The organism is Pseudomonas sp. CBZ-4 (assembly GCF_000346755.1).
GTDB lineage: Bacteria > Pseudomonadota > Gammaproteobacteria > Pseudomonadales > Pseudomonadaceae > Aquipseudomonas.
Genome location: NZ_ANNV01000152.1, coordinates 82,385 through 94,694, shown reverse-complemented (window position 1 = coordinate 94,694; position 12,310 = coordinate 82,385). Strand labels below are relative to the sequence as shown.

Sequence of the window (12,310 nt, the reverse complement as noted above, 5' to 3'; positions counted from 1 at the left end):
CCGAGGGGATGCCATCGCAGGCAAGCCAGCTCCCACAAAAAGCCCAGTTTCCACAAAAGCCAGCTTATAGGTTCAGACTTCTTAGACCACTTCCAGGTAAGAGCTGTGTATCGCCCGCGCCAGCTCGCGCACGGTGTCGATAAAGTCCGTCAGGCGGCTGTGCAGGCCGTCCTCGAGGATTTCATCGATCCCCGTATACCGCAGCCGCGCTTCGAACTCCGCCGCCAGACGCTGCGCCGTGCGCCCATAACTGCCGGGCAAGTCGGCGAGGATATGGCTCAATTCCTCGATACACGCATGCAACGAGCGCGGTACGTCGCTGCGCAACAACAGCAGTTCGGAAACGGAGCGCGCATTCAGCGCATTCGGGTACAGCTCGGTATACGCCTCGAACGACGACAACGCGCGGAGCAGGGCGCTCCACTGGTAATAGCCGCGCGCCGAGACGTCGCTGACTTCCTCCGACTCTTCGCCAAACATCTCATAGCGGGCATCCAGCAGGCGCAAGGTGTTGTCGGCACGCTCGACAAAGGTGCCCAGGCGGATAAACCGGTAGGCGTCGTTGCGCATGATTGTCCCCGAGGTGGCGCCACGGAACAGGTGCGAACGCTGCTTGACCCAATCACAGAAGTGGCTGATGCCATGGCGCGCCAGGCCGCCGGCGGCGATGCTGCGAATTTCCAGCCAGGTGGCGTTGAGGTTTTCCCACATGTCGGCGGTGATGCGCCCGCGTACCGCATGGGCATTGCCGCGGGCGGCGCGCAGGCAGTTGTAGATGCTTGCCGGGTTTTCTTCGTCGAGGGCGAAGAAGTGCAACATACGTTCGGCGTCCAGTTCCTTGTGGCGTTCCAGGTAGCTGTCGAGGGTGCCGCTGCTGAGCAATGACATCGCCAGTTCATCCAGGCCATCGCTGCGCCCGGATTGGGGCATCAGCGACAGTGAATAGCTGACTTCGAGCATGCGTGCCAGGTTCTCGGCGCGCTCCAGGTAGCGGGACATCCAGTACAGATCTGCGGCGGTTCTACTCAACATAATCAGTCCTCCACCACCCAGGTGTCCTTGGTTCCGCCGCCTTGCGACGAGTTGACGATCAGCGAGCCTTCACGCAAGGCCACGCGCGTGAGGCCACCGGGCACCAGGCGGGTTTCCTTGCCCGACAGCACGAACGGCCGCAGGTCGATATGCCGGGGGGCGATGCCGTTTTCGACAAAGGTCGGGCAGGTGGACAGGCTCAATGTGGGTTGGGCGATATACGCGTGGGGCCGCGCCTTGATGCGTTGGCGGAAGTCCTCGATCTCGGCCGCGCTGGACGCCGGGCCCACCAGCATGCCGTAGCCGCCGGAGCCCTGGGTCTCCTTGACCACCAGTTCCGGCAGGTGCGCCAGTACGTGGGACAGCTCATCGGGCTTGCGGCACTGGAAGGTCGGCACGTTTTGCAGCACCGGTTCCTCGTCGAGGTAGAAGCGGATCATTTCCGGCACATAGGGGTAGATCGACTTGTCGTCGGCCACGCCAGTGCCGATGGCATTGGCCAGCACCACGTTGCCCGCGCAGTAGGCGGCAACCAGGCCGGGCACGCCGAGCATCGAGTCGGGGTTGAACGCCTGCGGGTCGAGGAACGCGTCGTCGATGCGCCGATAGATCACGTCCACGGCCTTGGGGCCGTCGGTGGTGCGCATGAACACCTTGAGGTCGTGCACGAACAGGTCGGCGCCTTCCACCAGTTCCACGCCCATTTCCCGGGCAAGGAAGGCATGTTCGAAAAACGCGCTGTTGAAGCGGCCAGGGGTGAGCACCACGACGTTGGGGTTGTCCAGGCGGCTGGAGCTTTTCAGGGTCTTGAGCAGCAGGTTGGGGTAGTGGTCCACCGGCGCGATACGCTGCTTGGCAAACACTTCCGGGAACAGGCGCATCATCATCTTGCGGTCTTCGAGCATGTAGCTCACGCCGCTGGGGGTGCGCAGGTTGTCTTCGAGCACGTAGTAGGTGCCGTCGCCGTCGCGCACCAGGTCGACACCCGAGATATGGGAGTAGATGTCGCGGTGCAGATCGAGGCCGACCATGGCCTTCTGGTAACCCTCGTTGCCCAGCACCTGGTCGGCGGGAATGATCCCGGCCTTGATGATGCGCCTGTCGTGGTAGATGTCGGCGAGGAACATGTTCAAGGCGGTGACGCGCTGGATGCAGCCGCGTTCGATCACGCGCCACTCACTGGCGGGGATGCTGCGGGGGATGATGTCGAAGGGGATCAGGCGCTCGGTGTCCTGCTCGTCGCCATAGAGGGTAAAGGTGATCCCGGCGCGGTGAAACAGCAAGTCGGCTTCGCGGCGACGCTGGGCCAGCAGTTCCGGTGGCGTGTTGGCCAGCCAGCGGGAGAATTCCTGATAGTGCGCACGGCACACGCCGTTTGCGTCATTCATTTCATCGAAGAAAGATCGAGCCATTCCAGTACCTTGTCAGTGCCGAGGGACGCTTGGGTGGCACTGCCGCTTTGAAAAACGCATGTTTTTATGAGCCCGTGGCTAAGGGTGCCACTGGGCCTGGTCCTTACTTTCTTATGGGGTCGGCTCTGGGTCGGGGGGTAACGAGCGCTCCTGTGTGCGGGCAGTGCTGAAGGGCTAAAGCAATGCCTGTGCCGAAACCTACGGTGAGTGGGCTTGTTGTGTAGAGGGCGCTTGTTGTGGCGAGGGCGCTTGCTCCCGCTGGGCTGCGCAGCGGCCCCAAAAGCTTGGGAGCGCTGCGCACTCCAGCGGGAGCAAGCGCCCTCGCCACAGTTGGGGGCGTGTGCCGCTTCAAATTGGTGCGTGAACAAACTTGAACTTCACATCCCGCCCGTTCTTCTAACGTCTCTCGAATCTTCTTGGAGCACCGCCGTGCCCAGAATCATCTCGCCTCAGTCCCCGGAAACGGCCCTGACCGACCACAGTGAACACAATGCCAAGATCTTCGGCTCGCCCAAGGACCGCCTGGACTTCTACCGCCGCGAGATCCAGTACGAAACCAGCATCCTGGCCAACCGCACCGACGCCTACCTCACCGCACAATCCTTCCTGGTCATCGCCTTTGTTTCGGGCATGGGCAACCTCAACCCCGAGTGGGGCAAGCTGTTCACCCTGGTAGTGCCGGTGTTCCTGGTCTTGCTCGGCATCCTCAGCTCGCTGAATGCCTGGCCGGGGATTCGTGCGGCGTACGACATCATCGACCACTGGCACTACAAGCAAAGTGAATTGCTGCGCAGCGAACCGGTGATGGGCCTGGCGTATGACGATTCGCCGCTGTTCTGCGAGACCGAGTCGTCCCACAAGGGCTATCGCAAGTCACTGCTATTCTCAATGCGTGCGCCGTGGCTATTCATGGTGTTCTGGTTGTTGCTGGGGGCGTATGCGTTTTATATCCAGGTGGATAACCCGGGTTCATAGAGGTGCAGATCATGTCAGACGAAGGTGAGGACGAACCGGACGAGGAACTCAACGACCCGGGCAACGAAGACCCGGGCTCGCTTATGGATGATGCCGAGGTGCCGCTAAAGGAAGGCCGCCTGGATCAGGAATCGATCCAGGAGTGCTCAGCGCCAATATCGACCTTGAACCGGTGCTGAAGCGGCAAGTAATGCTGCTTCAGCGTTTCCAGCTGCTTACGCAGTGTGTCGGGGGGGACGATGCCGCTGCCGATGTATGACCGGCGAACATCGTTTTCAAGGTTGACTATGGTGCCGTGCGGTACGAGTTTTGAGTCGACCACCTTGTACTCCCTGGTCAGCCCGTCGAAGCCCAAGTCGTACATGTCCGGTCGCTTGAGCTTAAGGTTGTCGTTGAATAACGTGGGGCCGACCGTTTCAAAAATCTTGCGTTCGTAGGTATTGAACTCAGGTGTGTAGCGCACGTCACCGTTGTCGTACCTGGTCGCAGTGGGGCGGTTGGCCGTGAAATAGTCTTTGTTGGCCGCGAAACGCTTTTTCATTTCAGTGATCATGGCGGTGATGATCGGGTTGTTGGCCTGCGTGCCGAAATTACTGGTGTTGTAGAAAAGCGTGTTGTCGCTGAGGCTGTGGCTAACCATCCGGTTGAGCAGCACATCATTGGCGCCTGCATTCACCACTTCGGCGCCGACTTTTGCCTGAATCACATCATCGGTATCGAGATAGAACCCCCCGTATTTATTGGTAATGGGGTAGCGCGCAACATCTGAGGCGGCGGCCAGGTTTTTCCCTTGCCCCTGTCGGAAGTAATCGTACATTTCGTCGTTTTTCAATTGTTTGAAGACGTCATCTTCTTGCAGGTTCCTCACCTCCAGGCCTTGGACCCGGCTTTCCAGTTTCTGCTTTATCTGCTGAAAAAGGGCTGGAGTGTCAGCATCCACATGGAGGATGGAGGTGTACCCGGGGGCCTGGGAAGCGTTGTTGACGATGTTGTCCGCCAGCTTGGAAGGTATGTCCTGACCCGCCCAGAAATAATGGATGTTCTTGGGGATCGGTTTTGCATCGCTCGGGATTTTCAACGCTGACGCGGGCATGACATCCACAAACGCATAATGATGCGCCTCCGTTTTTTTGGCTTTCAGGAAATCGCTGTACGGCCCTCGCGCCCATTTGCCCTTGTCGGCTCGCCAGAAGTATTGGTGATTGAACGAATCGACCCCGGTGGCAAGATTGGCCTCTTTCCATGCCCCCGCCGCACTGTCGAAGATGACGTCATGATCCACGCCCAAGTAGTTCAGCCTGAACGGCGTCGTCGAGTTTTCCACCCCCTTGATGTCGTCCATCGGCACCACATAGGTGCTGTCCGTCAGTTTCCAGGGCGAAGTGGCGTCGCTTGCGCCACCGAGCAAACGGGTGGACCGGCTTGAGGGCTCCCATCCCGAAGCCCCCAGATCCCGGACGGGAATATCGGGGCCGGCGCCCGTGGGGTGTCGGATGATGCGCTGGCCGTCCTTGAGTCGGGACTCATACAGCAGGCCGTCGATCTTCACATATTCCTTCTGGCTGCCGCCCACATACACATTGCCTTGCAACCCCTTGGTCGCGAGTTCATCCGAGGCAATGTACTTGGCTTCATATCCCAGTAGTGTCGTGTCCAGGGGCCTGACCTCACCGCCGACGGCAATCCGGCTGGGCGTGAAGTCTTTCAGGGGCGAGGTGAAGGGTTGTTTCTTGATTGGGTCGTAGCGGTGCCAATTGCCCTGGAACATGACCGCGGTGCCTTCGACCGCTTCTTGCCCATCCTTGAACTTTCCACTGGCCGCCAGGCCGTGTTGCCGGCTGGCGCTTGCCACTCCATCCGCGCTGCCGATCGCTTGCAAGCTGTCGGAAGTGGCGGCGCCCGGGGCGTCGGCGACGAAGTCGTCCAGCGGTTTGCCATAGGTTTGCTGGGTGCGTGGGTCTACGGCGTACCACTTGCCTGACGCCTCGTCGAATTTGCCCAGGGCTTTGCTTTCAACGCTGCTGTTGAGGGTCTTGTAGGTGCCTTCGGCGATGTCCGGCCTTTTGGCCAACTTGAGCAGGTCGACATTGCGGTAGGTCCTCAGATGCTTGACGCCCCTGTACCCGGCCTTGGCCACGCGGGCCGTGCCACTTACCACGCCACGCGCCAGATCATCGACCCCGCCCACCGGGTTGAGCGCCCCCACTGCGGCGCGTCCGACGATCTTGAGGGTATTTCCGAGCTTGGCCAGTGCGGATGCCCCGCTGGCCAATGCTTTCGCGCCTTTGACCCCCGCGCCGAAGCCGACGAGGAAGCCGAAGATATCCCACGACAAATCCCCCAGCCCCTGGGCAAGGTTGCCCTTTTGGAAGTTGACGATCGCCGACCTGAATGGAATAAGGTTGAGGGCGAATTCCCCCACCTTTTCATGGGTGGGTACCTCGGTATCAAAGGTGGTTTGCCCCTTGGCCGATCTTTTCACCCCGGGCAGATCCATGTCTTCGAGGACAGCGTCGGCAAGGTAGGCGGTTCTCGCGCTGGCGAAGCTGTCAGGGATACCGGTCGCGCCTTTGGCCTCGTCGGCCAGCCCGGCCGGGTATTTGCCCTTGGGGGTGACCACCTTGAATTCGTTAAAGGGCCGCGACTCCTTGTAATAAGGCTGCCCGGTCTTGAAGTCGCCCAGGTCTGGACGTTGGGTGATGGTTCCGCTCAGGCGGTCCAGTTGATAGTTGTGGCGCTGGCCATCGCGCTCGATCTTGATGTGCAGGCAACCTTCGGTGGTTTTGTTGCGCTCACTGACGGTGACGCCGCCCCATTCATAATGGACTTCCTTGGCGATGGTGATTTTCCCGAACTCGAAGTTCTGACGATCCGCCAAGGGCAGTTTCGATACCATGTGTTTGATGTGCGCTGCAGTGGCTGTCTTGATCGCCTCGGAATAGGTCGAAAATGCTGTATCGAATGCCTCGGACAGCCGCGGCAATTGTTCAAGCGTTTGCATGACGGCGTTGATGTCCACTGCCGCCGAAGACGAAACCCACGCACCCGGCCGGCCGTCATCGGGTAAGTCCACCACGCCAAATGAGAAATGTCGCACCAGGCTTCTGCCCGTTTCCCCCCAGTTGTCGGCAGCATCAGGTGCCTTCGGAATCCCGCGGCCATCCATGTACAAATCCAGTATCGAATAGGGCCCCGGAAAATATCGGTTGGCGGGTTGGACGCTGATGCTTTTTTCTTCGAAGAGCTTCGGGTCCAGATCCGGCAGAGCCTTTTTCAGCTGCTCCATTGCCATGCCCTTGGCGGTCGGCATCGCTGCCGTGGAGGCCTGGGAGGCCTTATGGAGTTCGTCGACTTGTGTTGAGAACGCCTCGCGCACGCGTTTCAACGCGGCGTCGGTGGTCGGATAGGGCATGCCATTGGCGGCTGCCCACGCCTTGATCGCTGCGTCCTGGGCGACAAACTCGATGCGTTGTTCCGCTTCGGATACCGGCGCGATGCTCGCCTGGAGCATCACTTGGGCGTAGGTCATTGTCGATGTCGCCCCAGGGGCGAGTGCTTCGATACGGGCGACAGCGGTGGTGAAGCTGACCCAGCTGTGGGTGCCCACGGTCAGATCCTGCGGAATGTCCTTGACCAGAAACTCCGGTGCTCGGCTGGACAACATCAGCGTGGCTTGAATCGCCGCCTGCTCAATCGACGAACCCTTGCCGGCCTTGGCCAGCTCGGCCGTCAACTCCCTCAAGACCGTCGTGGCTGCATTCTGTGGGGATAACAACGTATAACCCGCGATAACCGTTGGCCCGGTTCGCGGGGTGGCCTCTGCCGGGTTGGACGGGTCCAGGGTCAGGGCCGCCAGCAACCAGTCGTTGGGACTGCCTTTGAGCGATCGCGCTGCGAATTGCGCCTGAATGGCCTGGCCTAATGCCTGGCCCTTGGGCGACGCGATCAGACGATCGATCAGACGCCTGGGATCCGCGGTGTGTGAAGCAAGCACCTGTGCGCCATCGAGCAAGTATTCCAACACGCTCGTGGAGGGGTGGAGGTCAATCGCGCCGATCTTGCCCTGCAGGATATCGGCGCTCAGTTGTTGCGCACTCTCGCTATCCAGCGGCACGGGCCATGCGCGTGCACCGCCGTAGTTGCCGTTGGCGGGTGCCTTGGGGGAGGGCGTCAGTAGAGCGCTGACGAGATTGTCCAATTGATTGCGGTTGGTGGGCAGGCGCCAGCCATGGTCTTCGATGAATTGCTTCACGCTCACGCTGTTGTGGTCGCCGGCGTTGGCCGGTAGGTAAGTGCCTGCGCGGTCTACATAGACAACACGGGTGTTCAACTCGTGGGAGATATCAGACTCATCCCGAGTGCCTTCTCTGACAAAGTCTGCCAGGTGCCGCAAATCGAAAGCCGCCTGGTAGCGATTGCGGATATCGGCCAGTTGCGCCTGTTGTTCGGCTAACCATTCCTCACTGCGGCGCTCGTTTTGCGCTGAAAAGAGTGGCGATGCCCTGTAGAAATGGTCCATCAATTTGAACGGAACGCTATTGGCAGAGGCTGACAACGGTGGGGAAAACGTTGTGAACGTACCGTCGGCCACGATGACACGGGCGGCATTCAGGATCGGGCCGCTGACGGCTGCCCAGCCTGGGTCGTCGAGGCCCACGGTATGGACCCGTTGCCCAGGGCCTGCGTTAACCGTGAACTTGATCTGGCCGGACGTCGGGTCGATTTTTATCGAGTTGGGGTTCATGCCCCTGTCTTGCATCCACTGCTGGACGTCAGGGGACTGAAACGCTTGCCTCAGTTGGTTCCACCATTGTCCGAAGGTCGAATTGGCGGGGATGTCCACGAGCGAGGAGGTGGCCTGGGGCGGCGTATCAGTCGCGCGGCGCTGTGGGGTGGAATGTACGGGCGGGATTGTGTGGTGAGAAATCGCACTGTTTGAATGGATCATCGCTCGTCGCTCATCATGTGATTGGCAGGTTTATCGCTGAGGCATTCATTGGTCGCCTCTCGGATAAATCTGAGTGTCAAATGCGCGATTGATGATCCCAGTCACGGGTTTGTTTTTCGTTGCCGCTCATATCCAGATCGACGTGATCCCTGGCTAGACGCCGCGCCTTCTCCAGAACCATCGCTCCAGCGCCGCCACCGGCAGCGGCTGGCTGAACAGGTACCCCTGCAGCTGATCACAGCCGGCCTCTTTCAAAAACGCCAACTGCGCTGGCGTTTCCACCCCTTCGGCCACCGCACGCAGGCCCAGGCTGTGGGCCAGTTCGATGATGGTGCGGGCAATCGCTGCGTCCTGAGGGTTGCTGGTGACTTCGCGGATAAACGCGATATCGATCTTCAAGGTGTCGAGGGGAAAGCGCCGCAGATAAGCGAGGCTGGAGTAGCCGGTACCAAAGTCATCAATGGCGATCTTCACCCCCATCGCTCGCAGGCGTTGCAGGCTGCTGATGGTGTGCGGGGTGTTTTCCATCAAGGAGCTTTCGGTGAGTTCAACCTCCAGCCAGTGGGGTTCCACCCCGGCGTCGGCCAATAGCTGGCCGATATCGGTGATCAGGTCACCTTCGATCAATTGATGGCCGGACACGTTCACCGACACCTCCATCGCGCCGATGCCCGAACGTTGCCATCGCGCGATCTGCAGGCACGCCTGTTCGATCACCCAGCGCCCCACGGTGACGATCAACCCCAAGCGCTCCAGGATCGGCACAAATATCCCCGGCGACACCGCACCATAGCCGGGGCGTTCCCAGCGCAGCAGCGCTTCCACGCCACTGATCCGGCCGTTGGCCAACTCCAGCTTGGGTTGGTAGTGCAAGGTGAATTCACGCGCCGTCACCGCCTGGCGCAAGGCATTTTCCAGGTCGAGCAATGCCAGGTCGTGCACATTCATCTTTGCGGTTTCGCTGCCGCGCTCGCGCAGTTGCTGTTCCAGCATCAGGCTGTGGCTTTTCAACTGGTCGCCATAGGACTTCAGGCGCAGCAGGTTGCGCACCCGCAGCCACAATTCCACGCGCTCCACGGGCTTGCTGATGAACTCTTCGGCACCGGTTTGCAGGCCACTGAGGCGCGCACTGGGTTCACTCAGCGCCGAGAGCATGATGATCGGGATGTTCGCCGTGGCCGGGTTGTCCTTGAGCTGGTTGGCCACGGCATAACCGTCCATGCCGGGCATCATGATGTCCAGCAGGATCAGGTCGGGCGGTTGTTCTGCCACCAGGGCCAGGGCTTCCTCGCCGGAGCCGACGCTGAGGGTGTGGTAGCCCTCGTATTGCAACAGCGTTTCCAGCAGCTTGCGTACCTGGGGTTCATCATCGACGATCAGCAGCGTGGCCATAGTGGGGACTCATCTGAGTGGGGGGTGTCAAGCAGCGCATCGATCACCTGATACAGCTCCTTGTAGCGCAAGGGCTTGGTCACATAGGCGTCGCAGCCGGCCAGGCGGGTCTTTTCCCGGTCTTCCTTCATCGCCATGGCGGTCAGGGCGATCACCGGGATGTGTGCGGTGAGCGGGTCGTGCTTGAGCAGGGCGGTGGCCGCCAGGCCGTCCATGCCCGGCAACTGGATGTCCATCAGGATCAGCGCGGGCTGGTGTTCGCGGGCCAGGGTCAGGCCGCTTTCCGCATCGGCGGCCCAGCGCACGCAGTGCCCGGCATTGGTCAGCAGCAAGCGCGCCAGGCGCATGTTGGCTTCGTTGTCTTCGACGATCAGGATATCGGCCATGGGCCCTCCAGGTGGGTGGTCCGCCGCACCGGCAGCCACACCACAAACCGTGCGCCGAGGCCTTCGCGGCTGGCCACGGCGACGCTGCCGCCATGCAGGTCGGCCAACTGCTTGACCATCGCCAGCCCCAGGCCGGTGCCTTCGAATTTGCGCGCCAGGCTGCTGTCGATCTGGCTGAACGCCTTGAACAGCTTGCCCATGTCGTCGGCGGCGATGCCCAGGCCGGTGTCGCTGACGCTGAACTGCAAAAAGGCCTGATGCGCGCCGGGCTGTACGTCAAAGCCGCGCACCGGCCAATCACCGGGGATCTTGCCCACTTGATCAGCCTTGACCTCGCGCACTGCCAGGGTCACGCAACTGCCGTGCTCGCTGAATTTCACTGCGTTGGCCAGCAGGTTGTAGATGATTTGCTTGGTCTTGCGCAGGTCCAGCGCCAGGGGGCCAAAGTCGTCGGGGCTGTCGAGCTTCAACTGGATCCGTTGCAACGCCGCCTTCTCCCGCACGATCAGCAAGCTGTTGGCCAACAACCCCGGCAGCTCGGCCGCTTCCAGTTCCAGCTCCATCATCCCGGCCTCGACCTTGGACAGGTCGAGAATGTCGTTGATCAACGACAGCAAGTGCTGGCCGCTGGTGAAAATATCGCCGATGTATTCGCGCTGGGTCTCGGTCATATCGCCCACCAACCCATCCTTGAGCGCTTCGGAAAAACCGATCACCGCATTCAATGGCGTGCGCAGTTCGTGGGACATGGTGGCGAGGAACTCGGACTTCATGTGGCTGGCGTGTTCCAGCTCCAGGTTCTTTTCTTCGAGGGCGCGTTCGAAGCCTTTGCGCTCGGCTTCTTCCTGCTTGCGCGCGGTGTTGTCGGTGCCGATCAGCAGGTAGCCGATGATCGTGTCATGGCGGTTGCGCAGGGCGGTCACCGAGACCATCGCGGACAGGCGACTGCCGTCCTGGCGGATATAGGTCAGCTCGTAGATGTCCTCGATGCCCCGCGAGGCCTTGAACACCAGGGCTTCGAAGCCCGGTGTGATGGGCGTGTCGAGTTCCTGGCTGAGGGCGGCGGCGCGGGTGATCAGCTCGACGGGGTCGGAGATGTCGGCCGGGGTGATGCGGTTGACCACATCAAAGGCGGCGTAGCCGAGCATGCGTTCGGCGCCGACATTGAAGATCTGGATCACGCCTTTTTCATCGGTGGCGATGCTGGAAAAGTACGCGCTGTTGAAGATTGCATCCTGCAGGGCGCCGGCCTTGAGCAGGGTTTTCTGGCGTTTGAACTCGACGATCTTTTCGGCGCGTGATTGCGCGGGGCCGGGTAACGGTGTGTCCATCGCTGGGTCATTCCATGAGGTTCAGGCCCGCCATCGTCAGCCGACGAGGGCGCAGAGCATGCTCACAGAAGATCGCGGTGAGGCGACGAGGAGGAGATGAGGTCTTCTGACAGTAGCAGAGATTGTGGCGTTTTGATGTCTTGGTTTCAGTGATAAACCCTCAATTGGATAGAATTTCGCGCGCAAGCCTCGCTGCCGCTATCGCAGCGGTGCGGCGATCCGACAAGCCAGCTCCCACATCTTGACCGTGTGAACCCGATCAACTGTGGGAGCTGGCTTGCCTGCGATGGGCTCACCTCGATCCTCAATCCCCTCCACCCAACGGTGGCAAGCGCCGTTTCACCGGGGTTTTCTTGACGATGGCCGTGTTGGTCTCGGCATTGACATTGAGCCGGTCGAGCAGGGTGTCCAGTTGCTCCATGGTGCGCACATGCAGGCGCGCGATAAAGCAGTCATCGCCAGTGACCTTGTCGCACTCGGTGAACTCGGGGATGGCCTGGATCTGGCGCTCAACCTCCTGCAGCTTCCCGGGCAAGGGGCGGATGCGCACGATGGCTTGCAGCAGGTAGCCGAAGTGCTTGGCGTCGATGTCCACGGTGTAGTGGGTCAGCACGCCGCGCTCTTCGAGGCGGCGCAGGCGTTCACCGACGCTGGGCGACGACAGCCCGGTGATGCCTGCCAGGGCCTTGAGGGACAGGCGCGAATCGTCCATCAAGGCGGCGATCAGTTGCTGGTCGATGCTGTCGATCATGGTATTTGCCTAATAAGAAAAGGTGATTCGGCCTTCTGGCCTTTTTCAGTCGCTGGAAGCGTTGCCCAGCAGATTGCCATAAT

Annotated in this window: 8 protein-coding genes; 1 reads left to right on the top strand and 7 read right to left on the bottom strand. The window is 60.7% G+C overall.

The genetic code is table 11. The features are described 5' to 3' along the window. Positions 1-81: 81 nt before the first annotated feature. Entirely contained in the window at positions 82-1,032 is a 951-nt protein-coding gene (locus B348_RS0121845; RefSeq protein WP_026136975.1) for an alpha-E domain-containing protein, read from the bottom strand. Between the two features lie 2 nt (positions 1,033-1,034). Next, entirely contained in the window at positions 1,035-2,444 is a 1,410-nt protein-coding gene (locus tag B348_RS0121840; RefSeq protein WP_026136974.1) for a circularly permuted type 2 ATP-grasp protein, read from the bottom strand. A 429-nt stretch (positions 2,445-2,873) separates the two neighbouring features. Here B348_RS0121840 and B348_RS0121835 point away from each other — a divergent pair, with 429 nt between their 5' ends. After that, positions 2,874-3,419, top strand: a complete 546-nt coding sequence (locus B348_RS0121835) for a hypothetical protein (protein WP_017738175.1) — start codon at positions 2,874-2,876, stop codon at positions 3,417-3,419. A gap of 124 nt (positions 3,420-3,543) precedes the next feature. Here the strand turns inward: B348_RS0121835 and B348_RS0121825 are convergent, their stop codons facing one another. The 5 genes from B348_RS0121825 to B348_RS0121805 form a co-directional block, all read right to left on the bottom strand. After that, the gene (locus B348_RS0121825) at positions 3,544-8,163 is read right to left on the bottom strand and encodes a TcdA/TcdB catalytic glycosyltransferase domain-containing protein (protein WP_017738174.1); all 4,620 of its coding nucleotides are present in this window, start codon (positions 8,161-8,163) and stop codon (positions 3,544-3,546) included. Between the two features lie 357 nt (positions 8,164-8,520). Beyond that, positions 8,521-9,759: an EAL domain-containing response regulator gene (locus B348_RS0121820; RefSeq protein WP_017738173.1), complete on the bottom strand. Its 1,239-nt coding sequence runs from the start codon at positions 9,757-9,759 to the stop codon at positions 8,521-8,523. Beyond that, a complete protein-coding gene (locus B348_RS0121815) occupies positions 9,744-10,145 on the bottom strand; it encodes a response regulator (RefSeq protein WP_017738172.1) in 402 nt (133 codons plus the stop codon). Before B348_RS0121815 ends, B348_RS0121820 begins: the two co-directional genes overlap by 16 nt. Then, the gene (locus B348_RS0121810; protein ID WP_017738171.1) at positions 10,130-11,476 is read right to left on the bottom strand and encodes a HAMP domain-containing sensor histidine kinase; all 1,347 of its coding nucleotides are present in this window, start codon (positions 11,474-11,476) and stop codon (positions 10,130-10,132) included. Before B348_RS0121810 ends, B348_RS0121815 begins: the two co-directional genes overlap by 16 nt. A 304-nt stretch (positions 11,477-11,780) precedes the next feature. Continuing rightward, positions 11,781-12,227, bottom strand: a complete 447-nt coding sequence (locus B348_RS0121805) for an Lrp/AsnC family transcriptional regulator (RefSeq protein ID WP_017738170.1) — start codon at positions 12,225-12,227, stop codon at positions 11,781-11,783. Positions 12,228-12,310 lie beyond the last annotated feature (83 nt).

Coding starts and splice junctions, on each gene's coding strand:
- B348_RS0121845 (WP_026136975.1), bottom strand. CDS start 1,032: ATGTTGAGTAGAACCGCCGCAGATCTGTACTGGATGTCCCGCTACCTG.
- B348_RS0121840 (WP_026136974.1), bottom strand. CDS start 2,444: ATGGCTCGATCTTTCTTCGATGAAATGAATGACGCAAACGGCGTGTGC.
- B348_RS0121825 (WP_017738174.1), bottom strand. CDS start 8,163: ATGAACCCCAACTCGATAAAAATCGACCCGACGTCCGGCCAGATCAAG.
- B348_RS0121820 (WP_017738173.1), bottom strand. CDS start 9,759: ATGGCCACGCTGCTGATCGTCGATGATGAACCCCAGGTACGCAAGCTG.
- B348_RS0121815 (WP_017738172.1), bottom strand. CDS start 10,145: ATGGCCGATATCCTGATCGTCGAAGACAACGAAGCCAACATGCGCCTG.
- B348_RS0121810 (WP_017738171.1), bottom strand. CDS start 11,476: ATGGACACACCGTTACCCGGCCCCGCGCAATCACGCGCCGAAAAGATC.
- B348_RS0121805 (WP_017738170.1), bottom strand. CDS start 12,227: ATGATCGACAGCATCGACCAGCAACTGATCGCCGCCTTGATGGACGAT.